Source organism: Pseudoalteromonas sp. 1181_04 (assembly GCF_052850545.1).
Window position 1 is genome coordinate 106,606 of sequence record NZ_VXCS01000004.1, and the last position, 21,556, is coordinate 128,161.

General features: G+C 40.4%; 13 protein-coding genes and 1 riboswitch. Of the genes, 7 read left to right on the top strand and 6 right to left on the bottom strand.

All coding sequences use genetic code 11. The features are described 5' to 3' along the window. Positions 1–9: 9 nt before the first annotated feature. From FW757_RS04495 to dapA, 5 genes are all read right to left on the bottom strand, one after another. Positions 10–1,050 (bottom strand): phospholipase A, encoded by a 1,041-nt coding sequence (locus FW757_RS04495; RefSeq protein ID WP_446440903.1) that lies wholly within the window; start codon positions 1,048–1,050, stop codon positions 10–12. Positions 1,051–1,335: 285 nt separating this feature from the next. Then, on the bottom strand, positions 1,336–2,457 hold the full coding sequence (locus tag FW757_RS04500) for a succinylglutamate desuccinylase/aspartoacylase family protein (RefSeq protein WP_182768011.1): 1,122 nt from the start codon (positions 2,455–2,457) through the stop codon (positions 1,336–1,338). A 5-nt stretch (positions 2,458–2,462) separates the two neighbouring features. Next, entirely contained in the window at positions 2,463–3,668 is a 1,206-nt protein-coding gene (locus tag FW757_RS04505) for a PLP-dependent decarboxylase (RefSeq protein ID WP_182768012.1), read from the bottom strand. Next, on the bottom strand, positions 3,668–4,408 hold the full coding sequence (locus FW757_RS04510; protein WP_149980468.1) for a 2,3,4,5-tetrahydropyridine-2,6-dicarboxylate N-succinyltransferase: 741 nt from the start codon (positions 4,406–4,408) through the stop codon (positions 3,668–3,670). The genes FW757_RS04505 and FW757_RS04510 overlap by 1 nt, the downstream gene beginning before the upstream one ends. A 15-nt stretch (positions 4,409–4,423) precedes the next feature. Continuing rightward, positions 4,424–5,308 (bottom strand): 4-hydroxy-tetrahydrodipicolinate synthase, encoded by an 885-nt coding sequence (gene dapA / locus FW757_RS04515; RefSeq protein WP_446440904.1) that lies wholly within the window; start codon positions 5,306–5,308, stop codon positions 4,424–4,426. Between the two features lie 132 nt (positions 5,309–5,440). Beyond that, positions 5,441–5,634: riboswitch (Lysine riboswitch) on the bottom strand. A 190-nt stretch (positions 5,635–5,824) separates the two neighbouring features. On the opposite strand from dapA, the gene FW757_RS04520 reads away from it, so the two are divergent. The 7 genes from FW757_RS04520 to FW757_RS04550 all read left to right on the top strand — a co-directional run bounded on the left by FW757_RS04520 (position 5,825) and on the right by FW757_RS04550 (position 20,624). Continuing rightward, on the top strand, positions 5,825–6,526 hold the full coding sequence (locus tag FW757_RS04520) for a DNA-3-methyladenine glycosylase I (protein ID WP_404674839.1): 702 nt from the start codon (positions 5,825–5,827) through the stop codon (positions 6,524–6,526). Positions 6,527–6,534: 8 nt separating this feature from the next. Then, positions 6,535–7,950, top strand: a complete 1,416-nt coding sequence (locus tag FW757_RS04525; RefSeq protein ID WP_404674838.1) for a protein adenylyltransferase SelO — start codon at positions 6,535–6,537, stop codon at positions 7,948–7,950. 463 nt (positions 7,951–8,413) lie between these two features. Beyond that, positions 8,414–9,478 carry an OmpA family protein gene (locus FW757_RS04530; RefSeq protein ID WP_149980472.1) on the top strand — a complete coding sequence of 355 codons (1,065 nt, stop codon included), beginning with the start codon at positions 8,414–8,416 and terminating at the stop codon, positions 9,476–9,478. Between the two features lie 276 nt (positions 9,479–9,754). Then, positions 9,755–12,352, top strand: a complete 2,598-nt coding sequence (acnB, locus tag FW757_RS04535; RefSeq protein ID WP_182740388.1) for a bifunctional aconitate hydratase 2/2-methylisocitrate dehydratase — start codon at positions 9,755–9,757, stop codon at positions 12,350–12,352. A 495-nt stretch (positions 12,353–12,847) separates the two neighbouring features. Continuing rightward, positions 12,848–18,370: a PKD domain-containing protein gene (locus FW757_RS04540; RefSeq protein WP_446440905.1), complete on the top strand. Its 5,523-nt coding sequence runs from the start codon at positions 12,848–12,850 to the stop codon at positions 18,368–18,370. Between the two features lie 379 nt (positions 18,371–18,749). Further along, a complete protein-coding gene (locus FW757_RS04545; RefSeq protein ID WP_182740945.1) occupies positions 18,750–19,382 on the top strand; it encodes a 2OG-Fe dioxygenase family protein in 633 nt (210 codons plus the stop codon). Positions 19,383–19,391: 9 nt separating this feature from the next. Then, on the top strand, positions 19,392–20,624 hold the full coding sequence (locus tag FW757_RS04550) for a cysteine desulfurase-like protein (RefSeq protein WP_446440906.1): 1,233 nt from the start codon (positions 19,392–19,394) through the stop codon (positions 20,622–20,624). A 203-nt stretch (positions 20,625–20,827) separates the two neighbouring features. Here the strand turns inward: FW757_RS04550 and FW757_RS04555 are convergent, their stop codons facing one another. After that, positions 20,828–21,532: a 2OG-Fe(II) oxygenase gene (locus FW757_RS04555; RefSeq protein WP_145238009.1), complete on the bottom strand. Its 705-nt coding sequence runs from the start codon at positions 21,530–21,532 to the stop codon at positions 20,828–20,830. Between the last annotated feature and the right edge of the window lie 24 nt (positions 21,533–21,556).

Consider the following 21,556-nt stretch of genomic DNA (forward strand, 5'->3'; position numbering starts at 1 on the left):
GGCCTTTTTTTATAGTAAATCAGTTAATAATATACCCACGCCAATACGTTCTATGTCAGCGTTATAATCAATTAAACTTTCACCGTAGCCGTTGAAGTATTGGGCGTAACCGCGAACTCGGCCCCATAATGGGAATGACCAATCAAGCTGAATTGCACCGCGGTTATCTGAATTTAAATTATTGCGGGTCATAAAACTAAATTCATGATCATTAAGTCGATATGCACCGCTAAATTCAAAGTAACCCATGTATTTGTAAATATCAGGGTTATCATCACCTCTTGGATCTAATGGCGTTTCCTTCTCGCTTTCTGAAATACGGTACCAAGGTTTAAAGCTAAACACATAGCCATCGTTTTCCCACAAAAAGTTTGCATAAATACGGTTCCATGAGCGCGAATCAGGCTGACTATTACCGTTAGATTGATGCGAAATACCAAGGACTACTGCCATTTCGTCGCCCCATGGAACGTGCTTTTTATCTAAATAATTAACCCAAAAAATTTCAGGCTCATAGTTGGTCTCACGAAATGGTGAGGAACTTTCTTTGTTATAAAGCTGCCAATATGACTGTAATGTAAAGGCAAAAAATATAGCCTGGTCTTCATCAGAAAAATCATCGAAAATAGGTACCTTAATTGAAAGCTGATATTTTGTTTCTAAGTTATCGAGTGGTTCATCTTGTTTTTCACCGGTTAGTTCGTCATACGCTTCAAACGAGCTATTGTTTGGGTGGGATACATAAGAAACAGGTAAAATGTAGTTACGTTTGTGTGGGGTAATAACATTACGGTTTTCTTTACTTACTTCTTCGCGTGCTTGGCGCTTATCGAGTGCGGTAAGTTGTTTGCTTTCATCAAGTGATGAGCATTTTTCACGCAGTTGTGCTAGCGTCATCTCGCCAGCCCCGCCAATTGCCTCATTTAAAATACATTGCTTTACTAGCTCGACATCATCATCTTGCTCGTTGGTTTTTGCTGTTGATTCTGATTGTGCGAATGCAGAGCTTGATAATAGTGCAGTAAATAGGATCCCATAGTGCCAAGTCATTATTATTCCTTTGATAAAATCAAATAGAGAGTAGCTATTGTGTTTTTCGTAAATGAGAATAGGCTAATTTCAGTATCATAAAACGACTAAGATACCTATCCCATACATTTATCCAGCATTTACTTTAACTGAATATCAGTGAATTGTTACTGAACTTAGTTGATTGTGGCGCTTTTTGCCCATAAATACAAAGAAAAAGCGGCCGAAGCCGCTTGTTCAATGCACTTTTTCCAATTGGATAGTCGTGCTCTCACGCAATGAGAAGGGTTGAGCTTGATATAAAAATTAAAGCTCAAATACGTTAGTAAAGAATTTATATAGTTCGGTGCCTTGGTTTACGCTTGCTGAAGCAAAATGCAAAATCGCGATGGCGTCACAATCAAGTGTTAGGGTTTGTAATGGTTGCTCTGCTAGGTAGCGCTCCATTCGCAATACTCTAGCAATCGGCTCGCCAGCTTTGATATGGCCGCCAAGTGGCGCTATATACTCAACCATGCCGCCCATAGGTGCATAGTAAGCAAGGTAATCATTTAAATCACAGCCGTAGCGCTTCATTACTTTTGGCTGATAGGGGGCATCAACGAATACCTGCTTGTGATTTAGGTAACTTAAAATACTATTAGCATCATCAAGGGCCGCAGTTAAATCGATTTTTTCTTGGCTGCCGAGTTCGACCGTAAAAGCTTCAACCTGCACTTTAAACTCACGCCCTTGTTGAGCTAATGCCTCGGTTAATTGCCACCATGGGCAAAAACTTGCTTCATCCATTGCTCCTGCAAAATCATTAGGGATGATTAATACATGAGGAATATTAAAGTAGTTGGCACTGGCCTTGGCATAATCTGGGCAATATAAATGCTGACTCGAAATGGGGCCTGTGTGTAAGTCGAGCACGATATCAGCTTGGTGTGCCAACTTTTGCAAGTTAAGTGCAATGCGTTTGCCTGTAGTTAGGCGATAAGCTGGACCGCTGAGTTGTTGGTCTACTTCATCAATCAGTGCGGCTTTAAACGCACTTTTTAAGGTTTGCTCATCGGCATCACTATATTGCTCAGCAAATTGGCTCGCGAGCTTACTATTACAGTGATACATGCGGTTCCAGTTGGTGCCGGTGATTGGATCAAAACGACCAAGGGTAAATTCCCCCGATTTTTGATTGCAACCAATTGGGTTCGCGTAAGGCACTAGGGTGATATCGCCTTTGAGTTCAAGGTGCTTAAGCTGCTCAAGTAATTGGTAAATAACCGCATTGCCTTGTACTTCTGCACCGTGCATATTAGCTTGCACATACACACTTGGCCCAGTGCCATCGCCTTTTAAACGATAGACAGGAATTGTGAGCGGTAGGCCGTTGGCAACTTCACCAACTACTATGTTTTCTTGGCTTATAGCTTTAGTCGTACTCATCTCAATTACCTTAAGTAGTAGCTGGCATCTTCAGCTGTGCGAATACAGTTAAGCTCGCCATTTTGTAATGTGTATTCAGCTGCTAGCTCATGACATAAAAAATACGGCATACTTTCGGTAAAGCCGTACGCGCCACATTGGCTAAACACCAACCAGTCTTGCTCATTTAAATCACTAGGTAATTGATGTTCACCTAAGCAATCAAGTGCTGTACATAATGGCCCATATAAGCTCATAGTTTGGTATGCAGCAGTTGAGTCTCGTAATAATCGTGCTGGGAAATCTTGGCTGGTGACTGCAGGGCGCAATAAATGATTAATACCGCCGCTTAAGATCACTTGTTGTTGGGCATAGTTAAGTTTTCGCTCAACGACAGGCGTTGCGTAATGACCGCATTCGCCCACAGCATAACGGCCAAGCTCCATCCAGAGTTCTTGTACGCCTGCGGCATGTTTAATGTTAGCTAATGCATCAATGAGCGCATCCCAACTTAAGGTTGGTGCATCAAGAGTGTAAGGAATACCTAAACCACCGCCTAAGTCGAGTACTTTTAAGTGAATACCTAAATCGTTGGCAAGCTTTGTTAACGGCGTAATCATTTGTGTCCACAGCTCAGCGAGTTTGTCGCTGCTAAGCATGTTGCCCCACTGAAAAATATGCAGACCGTCAAAATTAAGCGCTGGGTAGTCGCTAGTATTTAGCGCTTGCCATTCATCGCAACCTAAACCAAATGGAGTAAGGCTATCGCCACCAAGTGGGTTTTTTTCCCCTTCAGGCCAGCGTAATTGCACTCGCAGTAATACCTGTAACTGACAGTTTTGTAAGCTTGCTTGCTCGTTAAGCCAGCGTACTTGATTAAGGCTTTCGGCAACAAAGGTACGTACGCCGCGCGCAATAAAGTGTTTAATTTGTTTTGGGCTTTTGGCTGGCCCTGTATTGAGCACGCGCTCGCTGTTAATACCTTGAGCAAGTACTTGCTCAAGTTCGCCCTTACTTGCCACATCAAAGTTAAAACCCGCGTTATCTAAGCTTTGAATGACTTTAGATAATGGGTTAGCTTTTACGGCATACCACAGTTTTACCTCAGTTTGCGTCACTAACCGCGTTAAGTGTGCGTTTAATGTATCAAGGTCGTAAATAAAAAAGGGTGTATCAAGCGCAGTTGATAGCTCATCAATGGCGGTTTTAACTGGCGTGCTCAAAAAGCTCATTAACGTAAAACCTCTTCAAGCAGCAATGATGCATCACTTTGTTCATCACGGTATTTTACAATTAATGCACACGACATACTTAATCCTTGCTCGCGGGCCCAAGTATTAGAAGCTGGGCGAGAACCTGGAATAACAATCGCGTATTCAGGAATAGGCTCGCCTTTAGCCAGCTGGCGCTCATTAACACAGTCATAAACAGGAATAGTTGCTGATAAGCGTACACCTGGTGCGAGCACCGCGCCTTTTTTCACTACTACGCCTTCAACAATCACGCAACCTGCACCGATGAATGCATCGTCTTCTATCACCACCGGGTTTGCACCAATAGGTTCAAGTACACCGCCTAGTTGTACAGCAGCGCTTAAATGTACATTTTTACCTACTTGCGCACACGACCCCACTAACGCGTGGCTATCAACCATAGTGCCTTCGTCGATAAAGGCACCAATGTTTACATATGCTGGTGGCATAATAATCGTGCCCTTAGCAACGTGTGCGCCACGGCGAACGCTTGAGCCACCAGGTACCATACGCACTCCAGCATCGGCTGCAAAACCTTGTGGTGCTAAATTGTGTTTATCAACAAAGCCACCTGGAAATTCGGTATTAGTGCCATTTTTAAACGCTTCTAAAATACCTTGTTTTACCAGAACGTTAGCATGCCATTGGCCGTTGTCGTCTTGTGTTGCTGCGCGCACTGCGCCCGATTCTAAATTATTTAGTAGTTCTAACCAGCTCATTATAAAAACCTGTATTTAATGCCAAGATAAAATGGTGTTGTTTGCGTTGTTAATACAATCAGTTTGCGTTAACTCAAGATGCGTCAAAGGTGGACGTAAGTACGGGCTGTTAATTCGCCCTTGTAAATGCATCAATACTTTGACGGGGATAGGGTTTGCGACAGCAAACAAGCTTTGAATGGCTTGTGACCAGTCGGCAAATAAATTGGGGTGTTGACCGCTGAGACTTCGTTTTACAAACTCATGGGTTTGCACAGGCCATGCATTAGCAGCCACAGAGACTAAACCTTTTGCGCCAGCCTGGGCAAAGTAAGGCATCAGTGCATCGTCACCGCTAAAAATAGCTAAATTAGGTGCGACTTTTCTAAAACCTTCAAATTTAGCAATGTCGCCACTGGCTTCTTTGAGTGCCCACAAGTTTTTATGGTCTTTCAAGTTGCTAATTACGGCCGATGGAATATCAACAGCACTGCGCCCTGGTACGTTATAAAGCATGCAAGGATGTTTACTGGTATTAAGTAAGCTTTCAAACCAATGTGTTTGGCCTACCACGCCGGGCTTAGCGTATAGGGGAGTGCCCAGTAAATAGCTATGAATGGGTAACTGATTACAGTATTCAACCCAGGCAAGTTGTTGCTTTAGATTTATACCGCCTACTGCAACCATCAGCGGTACTGTTGGCATTAATTGGCACACGTGTTCAACAATCGCTTGTTGCTCTTTGAGTGTTAGTGCGAGGCCTTCGCCGGTGCTACCAAGTAATAAAATACCATTGTTAGCCACTTGCTGCTGTGCAACTAACTGATCAAGAGTGGCATAGTCGACTTCACCAGCGTCAGTAAATGGCGTGACGAGTGCCGTCCACAAAGGGTAGTCATTTAAATTGAAGTTATTGATCATCTCTCACGAACTTATAAGTGATTCGAGGAGTTAATAAGCTTTTATGATTGGAGCCACATTAACGTCGTTCGAACTAATAATTCGAAGAGCGAATGGGCTTAATATAATAGGGCGCTATGGCCTTATTACGCTAAGACCAGAAGCTCTCCACCAAATATTTTAACAGCCAAGCTGTTATTGGTGACAGTCGCTGGGATTCAACCCAGTCGCCCGAAGTAAAACTTCACAAAAAGTGTTACTTCTCGGCGTTAATTCCCCTCACGTATGATCACTGGAGTGTGTGCTCCTCACATACGTTACCTGAATAACGCACCTCTTCTAGCCCATGGTGTAAGTTTTATCGTTTAAAACTCACACCTTTAATAGGGGTAATGCGAAAGATTAAAGCATTTTAGCCGTCTAGGTGTCAAGGCTGGATATTTTTAAGTTTATTTTTAGCTGCAATGTGCTCCTGACATTTTTTTACAACGTAAATAGCGTTACAGTAAGCGTAATAACAAGCAGTGGTAGTGAGTAATGGAAAAATTTCAAGATATATATCAACGAGCGGCACAGCGAAAAGGTAGCGAAGTAATGTTACAGCAATTACTTGTTGCCCCTCAAAATGCAAAGCAATTAACTGCTTTACCTGATGATGCATGGCTTGAAGAGTTTACCCGCAAAATTTTTCAAAGTGGTTTTTATTGGTCAGTGATCAACAATAAATGGCCAGGTTTTCGGGAAGTATTTTGGGATTTTAGTGTGGCTAAATTATTAATGATGCCGCCAGATATGCTTGAGCAAAAAGCCACCGATGAGCGAATCGTTCGTAACTTTAAAAAAGTGCAAACGATCCCAGAAAATGCGTATATGATCCATGAAGTGGCAAGTGAACATGGCAGTTTTAGTCAGTTTATTGCAGATTGGCCGAGCGACGATATTATTGGTTTGTGGGGGTATTTAAAAAAGCATGGGGCGCGTTTAGGTGGTAACACCGGCCCTTATGCATTGCGAATCTTAGGGAAAGACACTTTTTTATTATCGCGTGATGTAGAAAGTTATCTCCGTGCTCATAAAATAATTGATGGCGGTTTACAAACTAAAAAGTCACTTGCCAGCGCTCAACATTTTTTTAATGAATTGCAGCAACAAAGCGGATTAAGCCTACAAGAGCTCAGTCTGTTAGTTGCATACAGCGTGGGCGATAATCGCGTTGGTATACAAACAACCCAAGCCTAAGGAATACTATGAAATTAGTTGCTCGTTACACCCAGATTGCTGATGATTTTGCTGTGGCGGATCAGCCAAGTGCTGTTATTGCTCCAAACTTACTGCTGTGGAACGATACGTTAGCTAGGCAGCTTAATATTGAGGTTGCCACATCAGAACGTGCGGTAATTTTTTCTGGTAATCTTAATAACAGCGATGTTGCTGCTGTGGCATTAGGTTACTCAGGGCATCAATTTGGACATTTTTCACCGCGTTTAGGTGATGGGCGGGCACATTTATTAGGGGCTGTCACTGATCAGCAGCAACAGCTTTGGGACATTCAACTCAAAGGTTCTGGTGCTACGCCATTTTCACGTGGAGGTGATGGCCGTTGTGCGATCGGTCCTGCGGTACGTGAATATATAATGAGTGAGGCAATGCACGGGCTTGGCATAGCGACGACACGTTGTTTGGCAGTTGTTGCCAGTGGTGAAACAGTTTACCGTCAACCACCACAACAAGGAGCCATTGTTACCCGCGTTGCTAGTAGTCATATACGTGTCGGTTCGTTTCAGTATTTAGCTGCGCAAGGTGACGAGACTGGTTTAAAAGCCTTAGCTGATTTAGCTATTGAGCGTCATTATCCTGAGATAAAGTCTACGGGCTCTGCGCGTTATTTGGCATTTTTAAGTGCGGTAATTGAAAAGCAAGTTAGCCTGATTGTTAGCTGGATGCGGGTTGGTTTTATTCATGGAGTAATGAATACTGATAATACGCTCGTCAGTGGTGAGACCATCGATTATGGCCCTTGTGCAATGATGAATCAGTTTGATTTTGATACTGTATTTAGTTCTATTGATCGCCAAGGTCGCTATGCTTTTGGCAATCAACCTAATATTGCTAATTGGAATTGTGCACGTTTAGCTGAAAGTTTAATTCCTTTAATTAGCGATGACGAAGAGCAGGCTGTTGAGCTATTAAGCCCATTAATAAATGGTTTTGCTGAGCAGTTTCATCAAGCCTTTACACAGATGTGGGCGAAAAAACTGGGCTTTGATGGTCATCAAGATGGCGATGCTGAATTAGTATCCGAGTTATTAACTTTACTGAAAACCCATCAGCTTGATTACACCAATACTTTTGACTCCTTAACAGAATCATTGCAAGGTCAGACTGCCATTCCGAGTGACTTGGCTGGTTGGTCTATTAAGTGGTTAGCCAGAACAAATACGCAAAGCTATCAGCTGATGCGCCAAGCCAACCCACGCTTGATCCCGCGTAATCATATTGTTGAAAGCATAATACAGCAGTATGAAAGTACTGGTGAAAGCAGCATGTTAGATGAATATTTAACGGCCTTGAGGTCGCCTTACCAATTGTTGGCAAGCCCTGCATTTTGGTACTCCCCGCCTGTTGATGGGGATACTAATTACCAAACATTCTGCGGAACATAATAACGCAGTGCTGATTGTTAGGCGTATTGTTCGTAAATTGAGCGATGACTAATGAATTGATGTGACTTATACATCCAGATCTTTAGTTAAAAGCTGTTATTTATTAATAATTATAAGAAATAAATATGCTTAACTACTTGTTGATTTAAAATTAACCAATATAATGCACTCATTAGCTTAAGCATTTAAATTATTAAAGCCAAAGATATTAGAAACGTTGTGGCTGAAATTGCAGTGATAGCAATTACAATGCTGACAATCGATAGATGTGCAAGTTAGGTAAAGTTTTTTATCTGAACTATAATGTAGGGCGCTTTATTTTAATAAATAGTTAAATTGCAAAATATGCATTTAAATATTTTCGTTAAGTAATGATTAACTAAAGATACGGTACTCTATGGTTAAACTTATTGAGCTAGGGTCTCTTAGCTACAATTTTAATTGTGAAAATGGGAAGGAAACAATGAAATTAAAATCACTTACTATTGCTTTAGCACTAGCTGCAACTAGCGCTTCAAGTTTCGCTGCTGAAAAAGAAGGTTTCTTTATCGGTGCTTTTGGCGATTATTACGATGCTTCATGGGAAAATGTCCGTGGAAGCGCAGGTACTAACGTTGATGATTCAACTGGTTGGGGTGCAGAAATTGGTTATCGTTTTAACGATTACTGGAGTGCACGTCTAGAATATGCTGATATGGATTTTGACATTTCAAATGCAAATCCTGCCATGAACGCAACAAGCATGGACGGCGACCGTTTAGGTATTGATGGTCTTTATCACATCAACGGCGGCCCTTTCTATGGTATTTTCGGTCTTAAGAAAATCGATATTACAGAAAACCTAACTTTTGCTAATCTAGGTGCTGGTTACCAACATTATTTCACTGATAATTTCGCATTTAATGCTGAAACATCTATTTACCAAGGCCTTGACCGTGGTTACACAGATGTAGGTGCTAAACTTGGTCTTAGCTATTTATTTGGCAAGCAAAGTTCAGCTGCTGAGCCAGTTAAAGCTGCTCCAGCTCCAGCTACAGTAGTACCTGTAGCAGTTGCCCCGGTAGATAGCGATGGTGATAACATCCCTGATGCAGATGACCAATGTGCAAACACACCAATGACAGATGCTGTTGATGGTACAGGTTGTACTTTATATGAAGACCGTGAAGTAACTAAAAGCTTGTTAGTAACATTCCCTAACAACGCCTCAAAAGTTGCTGGTAAATATGACAGCGGTATTGACCAAGTTGCTAGCTTCTTAAAAGAGCATACAGACACAACAGTATTACTTGAAGGTCATTCTTCAGCTGTTGGTAAAGCTGAGTATAACAAGTGGTTATCGAAAAAGCGTGCTGATGCAGTTGCTGCTAAGCTAATTGCTGATGGCATTGCTGAAGATCGTATTACTACTGTTGGTCTAGGCGAAGAGCGTCTTAAAAATACAGACAACACACCTGCTGCACACGCGGAAAACCGTCGTGTAGAAGCACACCTTAAGTCAATTGAGCGCGTGAAAGTTAAGCGTTAATAGCATTTGATTTATTAAAAACCCAGCAAGATGCTGGGTTTTTTTATGCCTAAAAAATAGCAATGATTCGCAGTTAATTAACATTCATGTGAATGGTTTTTTCCTAATTGGTTATTCACAGTATTTATAATGAGTATAGAATTTTGCTTGATTGCACGGATTTTCATCTATATTTAAAAGCTTTATAATTAATCGTCAGAATACTATAAGTATTGAGTAATTTTTCGCGAGAATGTGTATTACTGAATACTTTCACGTCACCAAGAGGGCAATATTGTGCTAGAAGATTATCGTAAACACGTAGAAGAACGTGCCGCGTTAGGTATCGTACCAGCGCCATTGGATGCTCAGCAAACGGCTGATCTTATCGAGCTAGTTAAAACACCACCTGCAGGTGAAGAAGAGTTTATTTTAGACTTATTAGTAAATCGCGTGCCGCCAGGTGTGGATGACGCAGCTTACATCAAAGCTGGCTTTTTAGCCGCAGTTGCTAAAGGTGAGGCAACTTCACCACTAATTTCAAAAGAAAAAGCAGCTGAACTATTAGGCACAATGCTTGGCGGTTACAACATCGCCCCCATGATTGAGCTACTTGACGAAGAAGCGCTTGCGCCAATCGTTGTTAAAGGTCTTGCAAATACGTTATTAATGTTTGATGCATTTTATGACGTTGAAGAAAAAGCAAAAGCGGGTAATGAATACGCTAAGCAAATTATTGAATCTTGGGCTGCTGCAGAATGGTTTACCAATAAACCTGCGGTTGCTGAAAAAATCTCAGTTACGGTATTCAAAGTAACAGGCGAAACAAATACTGATGATTTATCACCAGCGCCAGACGCCTGGTCACGTCCTGATATTCCATTGCATGCTTTAGCAATGCTAAAAATTGAACGTGACGGTATTACACCTGATAAAGCTGGTGAAGTTGGTCCAATTACACAACTTGAAGAACTAAAAACGAAAGGCTTACCACTTGCCTACGTAGGTGATGTTGTTGGTACTGGCTCTTCTCGTAAGTCAGCAACTAACTCTGTACTTTGGTTTATGGGCGATGATATCCCGTTTGTACCAAACAAGCGTGTTGGCGGTGTATGTTTAGGTAATAAAATTGCGCCAATCTTCTTCAACACAATGGAAGATTCAGGCGCATTACCAATCGAATTAAATGTTGATGAACTTAACATGGGTGAGCAAATCGATATCTTCCCTTACGAAGGTGTTGTTAAGCGTCACGGTACTGATGAAATTATTTCTACTTTTGAACTTAAATCTGAGGTAATTTTAGATGAAGTTCGTGCTGGTGGTCGTATCCCACTAATCATTGGTCGTGGTTTAACTGACAAAGCGCGTACATCTCTTGGCTTGGGTGCAACTGATGTATTTAAAGTACCAACAGCAACAGAAGTTTCTGATAAAGGCTTCACACTAGCGCAAAAAATGGTTGGTAAAGCATGTAACGTTGCTGGTATTCGCCCAGGTCAATACTGTGAGCCTAAAATGACAACTGTTGGTTCGCAAGATACAACCGGTCCTATGACGCGTGATGAACTTAAAGATTTAGCCTGTTTAGGTTTCTCTGCAGATTTAACAATGCAGTCTTTCTGTCATACATCAGCTTACCCTAAACCTATTGATGTAAATACTCACCATACGCTTCCTGATTTCATCATGAACCGTGGCGGTGTTTCACTTCGCCCAGGTGACGGTATTATCCACTCATGGTTAAACCGCATGTTATTACCAGATACCGTCGGTACTGGTGGTGATTCACATACACGTTTCCCATTAGGTATTTCATTCCCAGCTGGGTCGGGTGCAGTAGCATTCGCAGCAGCAACTGGTGTAATGCCACTTGATATGCCTGAATCAATTTTAGTCCGTTTTAAAGGCGAAATGCAGCCTGGTATCACATTACGTGACCTAGTACATGCAATCCCTTACTACGGTATTAAGCAAGGCTTATTAACCGTTGAGAAAAAAGGAAAAATTAACGAATTCTCTGGTCGTGTACTAGAAATTGAAGGCGTTGAGCACCTAACTGTTGAGCAAGCATTTGAATTATCTGATGCATCTGCAGAGCGTTCGGCGGCAGGTTGTACTGTTAAGTTATCTAAAGAATCTATTTCTGAATACCTAGAATCAAACATTGTGATGCTGAAGTGGATGATCTCTGAAGGTTACGGTGATGTACGTACGATTGAACGTCGTGTTACAGCAATGCAAGAGTGGTTAGCTAACCCAGAACTTATGGAAGCTGATAAAGACGCTGAGTACGCTCATATAGTTGATATCGATTTAGCCGAAATTAAAGAGCCAGTTCTTTGTGCACCAAATGATCCAGATGATGCGCGTCTTCTTTCTGATGTTGCAGGCGAGAAAATTGATGAAGTATTCATCGGCTCTTGTATGACTAACATTGGTCACTTCCGTGCTGCTGGTAAGTTGCTTGATGGCTTTAAAGGTCAATTACCGACTCAGCTTTGGGTTGCTCCACCAACTAAGATGGATAAAGACCAACTTACAGAAGAAGGTTATTACGGTATTTTTGGTCGTGTTGGCGCACGTATCGAAACTCCAGGTTGTTCACTATGTATGGGTAACCAAGCACGTGTTGCAGATCAAGCAACAGTTGTGTCTACCTCTACACGTAATTTCCCGAACCGTTTAGGTAATGGCGCAAACGTATTTTTAGCTTCATCTGAACTTGCTGCAATCGCTGCAATTTTAGGTAGGTTACCAACATCTCCTGAGTATCAAGAATATGCTGCGAAGATCAATGCAACAGCATCAGATACATACCGTTACTTGAACTTCCATCGGATGCCTGCTTACACTAAAAAAGCAGACAACGTGATTATTCAACAAGCTGTTTAAAAGTCTACTTGTTGCAAAAAAACCCACAATATGTGGGTTTTTGTTAAGCCTTTGTTCATTTCCACTTGACGAAAAGTTTTCTTAGTCTAGAATCTTACCAATAAAAAATTAACATATGTTATTAGTTGCCATGGAAAAGGCGATAACTTCCTTCATGCTATTAAAATAATTAATCAGCAATGAAAGGCACCATCGTAAACTCCTTAGCTAATTTCAATTTCATTTACCACATCAAATTACGCAGCATCAATATCTTTAGTGTACGAAAGAATAATTAGCCTATGAGAATCAGGGGATTGGGAGATTTAATAACTTGAGAATGATGATTCGAGCTTGAGGCTTCTGAGGTGTAATTCTTAAAGTATAAATATAAAAAGTTATAAGAACCGAAAACAAAATTTTAAAGCCACATTAAGCTAAGGCTTTTTTAAATTATTAAAGGGAAATGATTTAAACACAGCTCCCTCAATAGCATCCATTTAAAAGGGGAATAAAATGGGTTTTTTTGAAATAAAGCTACGCATAGGCTTACTAGCCAGTGCGCTATTTTTAACTGGCTGTGGAGGCGGAGGTGATGATAGCGGTAGTACAACGCCAAAACCTGTTGACCCAGTTAACCAAGGCCCAATAGTTACACTAACGGCTGCAGATGAACAAATAGAACAAGAAACATTCACTCTTAAAGCGACAGCAAATGATACTGATGGTGAAATTTCGTCATATAGTTGGAGCCACGATGCGAGCTTTGACTTTATCAGTGATGGTCTTTCCAGTGCTGAAGTGAGCTTTACTTCCCCCGATATCAGTGAAGACATTACGGTTAATTTTACTGTAACGGTTACTGATAATGATGGTGCTTCAGCATCATCCTCTCAAGCGGTGCTCATCAAGCGTAAAGTATCCAATGTAACCATAACAGGGCTTGTTACTGATGAGCCAATTGCAAATGCTGAACTTGAAATTGTTGTTGGTGGTGAATCGTTCCAGGTTCAAGCAAATGATAGTGGTCGTTATACAGCGGTTTTAAATATCGATGAGTCATCAACTAAAAAGTTGGTAAGAGTAAAAGCGAAAGGACTAGATGCCTTAAACCCAGGTGTTGAGTTTGTATCGCAGCTAAGTTCAGTTGAAAAGCTTTTAGCACAAGCGGGCGAGGATAATACGCTTGATAGTAATGATAATTTTAGTGTCAATATCACTAATGTTACCACTGCTGAATTTGCACTTTTAACACGTGATGGTACAGAGCCTGCGAGTGAAGAAGAGCTTAATAGCGCACTGTTAAATGTTGATGCGGATGAGAAGATTCAGCTAGCAACACTTATTAAGATTGTTGTTGATAATCCAGATTATCAATTACCTGAAGGTATTAATAGCACGCTGGAGCTTGTTGCGAATGAACAAGTCGCGAAGCAGTTTGAAGAAGAAGTGATAGAGAAAGATCCTGAAATCATCGAAAAAACCAAAAAAGAAATTAAAGAAGATGATGCTCTCGTAACCGGCGCAACAGGTACGCTCGAGGGTAATTATATTATTAACTCACCTCGTTATCATACCAATACAGCATTCCACCTTAGCTTAAGGGCTGATGGAAGCGGGCAGTTTAGCTCTAATACCAGTAGTGCGATCTCTTGGGCTGAAAATGCAGGCGTTTATACATTAGACTTTGCTGAAAAAGTTACGATTTATCAAAATTCAGATGCAGAAAGTTCAGAGTCTGTAGTTTTAACTGGATTCAGCTTTACTGTATTGGCTGAAAACGATGTGTTTAGAACCATCGAAGTGACGCGTTCAACAGAGCGAACGGTTGTTAATAGCAACAGCGGTTCAGTTACAATGACGACTGAAGATGATGAAACATATACGACGAATCTAATATATAAAAATAAAACCATTTCATTATTAGCTGAACAGCTGGTAGGTGAGTGGGCACTTCATGTACAAGATAATGATTTTTATACTAGCTACGATCCCAACCTACCTGAAACCCTGCAATTTTATGCTGACGGTACAGGCGTTGTTGATAGTAGCGAAGCGTTTACTTGGCAGCTAAACAGCCATAGCTTAATTGTTAACTATGATGACGGCGGCGAAACAGGGCAGCTAGAGCTTTGGTTTACAAAAGCATTAAGTGGCGGCTATCAATTAGTTGGTCTTGATACGAGCTTTGATAAGCCGAGTGACACCCTAACGGGGCTATTAATCAAAAAACAAGCGGTATCGACTACGAATGATGATTTAATTGGTCGTTGGCATGGCTTTATCGGCACATCTCAATCGTATGATTTAAATATTTTTAGCGATGGCACAATGATGATCGGCCTAGGCATCACTGATTGGCAGGGGCATTTAAATGATGGTCAGTTTACACGTAAGCGTTTTATTTATAACAATGAAATTGTTACGTCATGTGAAGGCTTTGGTGCAAGTTGCTACCTTGAAAGTGAAATGATTCATGAGTTCATCAGTATTGTTGGTAACCTGTATTACATTAAGCGCACTCTAAATTACTATTTACCAAATGGTGAGATTAGGTCTCAAAGCGGTGCAATATTAGTTTATGAATACAGCAAAGACTTAACCTACAGCGCATTCACCGAAGAGCTATTAGAGAATTACACAGAGTTTTATTCAGCAGATGGCCAAACAGATAGAATTTATACTGAATATGACGAAAACGGTAACGTAATATACGTTGTTGAATTAGAGGGGCAGACTTACACCGGCGCAACCTTTAATGACGGTGTATTAAGTTATGACCGAAATGGTGAAACGTGGCATCTTGAGCTTGTTTCATCAGATACCGGCAGCATTGTAGTTTGCCATTATCAAGATGGTGGCACGTGTAATGCTGCGTCACAAATTACTTACTTACCAAAGCGCCCTAAAGTTACCCTTAGCGCTAACTCAAGTGGCAATGGTGAAATTTCACCCGCATCACAAGCGTCATTTTTGTATCAAAAAGTTGGGTTTGAAATCATTCCTGACGACGGTTTCGTTTTAGACGTAATTGAAGGCTGCGATGGCTATATTGAAGGTAATCACTACATTGCATTTGCAAGTAACACTGATTGTGAAATTACAGCAACCTTTAAAGAGCAACAGCAAACAGTTGGTAGCTTCATTATTGGTAATCAAGATCTGTATTATGCAAGTGCTTATACTGTAGATCTTAATGAAGATAATACCGGCTATTTAACCTACAACGGTAAAGTTGATATTACTTGGCAAGAGGATGAGCAAGGTGTGATTGAAATCACCCCACAGCAAGCGTTTATTCTTAATGAATATCAAAATATAGAATATCCAGAGGGTTTTCCACTTGAAGTTAATTTTAAAGATATTGCTACAAGCCTGAGATTAAAACCATTACCAGAGAAAGGCATTAACTGGTATGAGTTAGATCGAGTAATCGAACAATATAAAGATGATGTGTTAGTTGATGAATACACAACTTCTTATGAAGTGAGTCAAACATCACTCGATCAACGTTTAGCTATTACAACCGATGATATCGCAGGACAATGGTCAGTTGACTTGGTCGGGGAAAAGACTGTTTATAAAGTAAATTTTAATCTTGATGGGTCTGGTGTATCTCATAATATAAGTGACTTATCCGAAGAGAATTTCACTTGGCAAATAGTTGATAACTCTATAGCGCTTTTCTTTCCTGAAGATAACGGAACTGAATCATTTTATATCACTAAAGGTTTAAATGTTGGTTACCAGCTTGTTACTCAAGGTATTTTTGACGGTGAGCATTATACAGATTCAGGCATCATGGTGCGTCGTAATGAACAACCAATTAGTGCAGATAACTTTGCTGGTCGTCACCAGTTTAGAGATGGTCATGACCTAGACACCCATTGGGGGGAAATACAAGTTTATGATGATGGAGAGGTTTTCTTTACTTTTGACACAAGCTCTTTTCAAGGAGGGTTTGAAGGTGGACATTTAAAACGTGATCGATATTCTGAATACGTTGATGGCATCTATCAGAGAGTTGATTGGTGCGATGTTTCTTTAGATACATGCACACTTGAGGGGGAGTTTATATATACCCTAGTCGCTGTTGATGGTCAGCGTTATTTTATAGAACGGACGCTTGGCGGTGCCGTAAATGGTGGAGACACTACAGCACATTTATATATACATGATTACACACCTTCAACAGATGTCGCTCAGTTTGAAGAACATAACTTAGTTTTTAGCCTTTATCAAAATGATAGTAATGGTATTGCTCGCTGGGCTGTTACCTATGGTTACTATGATGAAGTGCTAAATAAGCAACACTATATTTTCCAGATTGACGACACTGAACCTGTATATGTTGAGCTAGTTGATGGAAAGTTAGAGTTAACCCTCGACGGTCAAGATACTGTTATTGAATTAATTGATAACAACCGCCGTAATGTTACTTTCTGTAAGTACTTAAAAGGTAATAGCTGCTTAGAGCAAGATAAAGTTTACTTATCGTTTGATTTACCTATGCATACAATCACAGTTAATGGTGATGGTAATGGCTCATTAGCTGTAGGAGATGATAGTAATGTTGCTCATGGCTCAAATTGGTCGACATCTATTGAGCCAAATTCAGGTTATGAGCTTAATAGTATTTCAGGTTGTGACGGCTATGAAGATGGCAGTGATTATAGAATCCCTTATGTGAAAGAAAGTTGTCAAATTGATGTAACGTTTAAAGAGCTTATTCCGTTATCTACCCAAGCGAATATTACAGATCCTGCGCTTGCAATGTGTGTTGATAATTCAGGTGAAACAAGCTTAGAGAGTGTGATTGAATTAAATTGCCTGTGGAACAACTATGGTGAGATTACGTCTTTAGCCGGTCTAGAGGCCTTGCCTAATTTACAGATTCTTGAACTCTCAGACTTAAACTTGGGTCCCCATCTTGATTTATCTGCTTTTGAGCAATTAACAGAGTTTTCTAATGGTTATAACTATGGTTCTGAGCAGCAAAAAAAAATAGAATCTATTCAATTTTACGACTCTAGTCTAATTACTCGCCTAGAGTTGAGTGGACAAAATCTTTCAGATATTGACTTATCTGCATATACCTCACTGCAGTATTTAACTTTGCATGATATGCCATTGACTCAGATTGATTTATCTAATCAAACACAATTAGTGCATTTAGACTTACAAGGCATAGAGTTAAATCAGCTAGACCTAATCTTTAACACTCAGTTAGAGTACTTAGCAATTAATAGTGGTAGCTTAACTGAACTCAATATTGGGCATTTAACAGAGCTAAGAAATGCGTTTTTATGGGGGCAAACGGGGGTAACAGAGCTTGATGTCACCAATTTAACGAAATTAACTCGCCTTGATATTGGTAAAATGGGGGTTTCAGTGCTTAACCTAACAAATCTCGTTAATTTAGAAAGCCTTAGCATTTCGTATACCTCAATAAATAATCTAGATTTTTCAGCTTTACAAAGCTTGACTTCATTAAGTATCGAAGGTATTGAGCAATCACTTGTGCCATGGTCACAGGTCTATCACATATCAAGTTTAACGATAGGTGGAGCTAATTATACAAGTTTTGATTTTTCGTCTTTTACTAATTTATCAAGACTAGGAATATATCAATCAGGTATTAGTGACTTATCGTCAATTGCTAATCCTGAGCTAATTTTATCACTGGATTTGTTTGGTAATTATCAGCTTGAACAGCTAAATATAAGTGAGATGACGTCTTTATACTGGCTGCAGGTGAATAACTCTCCAATTACGACTCTAGATTTTAGTAATAATAGCAATTTAACAGACGTCTATTCTAGACAGAATGCATTAGAGACTATTAGTGGAATAGAAGCTATTGCTGATAAATCAGCAAGGTTGGACTTTGATTATAATCCGCTAAGCAGTGGTACTGTTAGTTATTTAGATGATTTACGTGATAACCAAGGTTATTACAATATTTCGTATTCAGTAAACTACAGTGTTACTGTGAACGTTACTGGCAACGGTAGTGTTAGTGAATCTAACTTTCTATAATCAGATGGTGAAAGCCGCGGGATAAATTTATACCACTGATAGTGGTTATGAAGTTGTAAGCGTAACAGGCTGTGATGGTACTTGGGACTCAACTGACTATTATGAGGTAGGTCCAATCACAGAGTCGTGCGAAGTAAATGTTGAGTTTGTAGAAACAACACCTTAAGTTTATTGAATACTTTTTGTAGTTGATAAAACGACCACGCCACGGGGTCGTTTTTATTTTTAAATTAAAAATTCAATAAAACCCTCATTTGGATCTTAATTTTATACTTTTAAACTCCTTTTATTAAATAAAGACGCAAAAAATCCTCTCTACTTGCATTAAAATCCCCTTCAATATTTATGAGTTAGTCTCTTATTTTTTAGGTGATATTTTATGACAGCATTAAACAACCAGAACCTATTACAACTTCGTTTTGTAAACCAAGCTCATATCGAGGCAGTCAAGCCATCATTTGCTAATCTACCTGCTAATCCGTACGCCGATGGTGCGTTTCGTAAACGCCGCTATTCAGTAATTAAAGTGCAAAATGATGAACTTGTTTTACAAGCCACAAAAGCATTTGTGCAAGATGATTCAATCAATACTTTCCAAGGTAATGTTGAGCGCACTTACGAAAATTTAGAGCCGAGTTTATTGGCAAGCGAAGGGATGAAAAGTATCGTCAATGAGTTTCGTGCCATTACCGGTATTAGCGAAGAGCGTGATATTGAAATTCATCAATTTCGTATGCTTGCTATTGAAAGTGATACGCCGCCTGCGCCAGAAGGTATTCACCAAGACGGCTTTGATCATGTATGTATTTGTGGTGTATCACATGAAAATCTAGAAGGTGGTGAATTACTTGTTTATGAAAACAAACAAGCTGAGCCGTGTTTTAAAATGGAAATTAAAGACGGTATGTTTGCATTAATCAACGACCGTGAAGTATGGCACAACGCCACGCCGATGAATAAGATTGATGCAAGTAAAGACGGTTACCTAGATTGTTTCGTACTAACGGCTTAAGGAATGATAATGAATTTAACTAAACTTCGTCGTCAGTTTCCGGCACTTATGCAACAAGTTGCGGGTAAATCGCCAATATTTTTAGATGGCCCGGGTGGTTCGCAAGTACCACAATCAGTGCTTAGTGCAATGTCAGCTTACTTAGGTTATTACAACTCTAACTTAGGCGGCGCGTTTTTTTCAAGCGATAAAACCGTTGAGTTAATGGCCAATGCGCGTCAAGCAGCGGCTGATTTACTTAATTCACCATCGCGCGAGCAAATTGTATTTGGCGCGAATATGACCAGCCTTACGTTTAGCTTTAGCCGTGCGATTTCTCGCGACTGGCAGGCGGGCGACGAAATCATCGTGACTAATGCTGATCACTTCTCAAATGTATCCTCTTGGCAGCAAGCAGCTGAAGATAAAGGCGTGAAGGTTAACGCTGCACGTATCAATGAAGCTGATTGCAGCTTAGATTTAGCACATTTTGCCAGCTTACTTAATAGCAATACTAAGCTTGTTGCAGTGACGTATGCATCAAACACTACTGGGTCTATTAACGATATTCAGCGTATTGTTGCGATGGCTCATGAAGTGGGTGCATTGGTTTATGTTGACGCAGTCCATTACGCACCTCATGAGCTGGTTGATGTACAAGCCCTTGATTGTGATTTTTTAGCCTGCTCTGCGTATAAGTTTTTTGGCCCGCACTTAGGTATGGTCTACGGCAAGCGTGAACACCTTGAAGGATTTACGCCTTATAAAGTTGAGCCTGCCAAGGACGTTATTCCTGGGCGCTGGGAAACCGGTACGCAAAGCTTTGAAGCACTTGCAGGTCTAATTGCTGCGGTTGACTACATTGGTGATATTAGTGAGCTTGATGATAGTCATTCGCGCCGTGATAAATTAGCTGCGGCTTTTGCCAAAACCAAACAGCATGAAATGGCATTAAGTGAGTACTTTCTCACACGTTTAGTTAACTACCCTAAAATTAAGCTATTTGGTATTGATGATTTAGAGCGTTTATCAGAGCGTACACCGACCTTTGCTTTAACTTTTGCAGGGCTTGAGCCACGTCAGGTGTCTGAGTTTTTAGGCAAACAACATATATGTGTGTGGGACGGTAACTTTTACGCTCAGGGCTTATGTGAGCAATTAGGTGTGTTGGATAAAGGTGGCGTTGTACGTATTGGTTGCATGCATTACAACACCATCGAAGAGCTAGATAAGTTATTTGATTTGTTTGATGAACTGATTTAAAGCTATAAGTTATAATTAGAGCTATAAGTCATAAGCTGTAAGTTTTAAGCGACCAGAGCGCTTGGTAAGCCTTGACATAAAATCTGAATTGAGTAGATTTTTGGCTTACCGCTTACCGCTTACCGCTTACCGCTTACCGCTTACCGCTTACCGCTTACCGCTTACCGCTTACCGCTTACCGCTTACCGCTTACCGCTTACCGCTTAGGCCTGTGGCTGCCCGTATATTTGTTCTGCGCGGTTAAACAGCACCCACGACGTTAAAATATATTTATCATTCGACACAGGTTTATTACCGCGATGAGTATGAGTAAAGTAGCCTGGGGCAATCACCATAGTGCCTTTTTTCGGAGCTATCTTACGATTTTGATAATAAAACTCGGTTTCACCGCCTTCTTCAACATCGTTTAAATAAAACATAAATAACAATACTCGATGCAGTGCTTCGTTATGGTGTAACTGTGGGTACACTTCACTATGCCAATACGGGTAGCCGCCTTTGTTAACTTCGTATTTTTGCGCTTGGATATTACCGAGTCGAAAAATTTGCTGTACCAATAAAGGTAATTGCGGTTTACCTACCTCGTCAAAATTAGCTTGCGTTAAATCAACAGGTTGTCCTGTTTGGGGGTGGTACACTTTTAAACCAAACGCCCCAATCATTATAAAAATATGTTCTTCAATGTAGTTAAAAACATATTGTGCAGTAGTTTGTTGAATATGTTTTAATTGCTCAGCGTATTCAGGATGATTGTTTAAGTGTAAGTCGTGGCTATCTTTTTTATTAAGATCTATGCCGCCTGATGTCATCCCTTGTTTTATATGCGGGCTTTGCGAAAAGGTGGTGATAAAGTTATCGCAAAAGTCATTACTGAGCGCGTTGTCATACACGCGGATAAAGTCCGTCATGAGTTACCTGTTTAATTATTATTG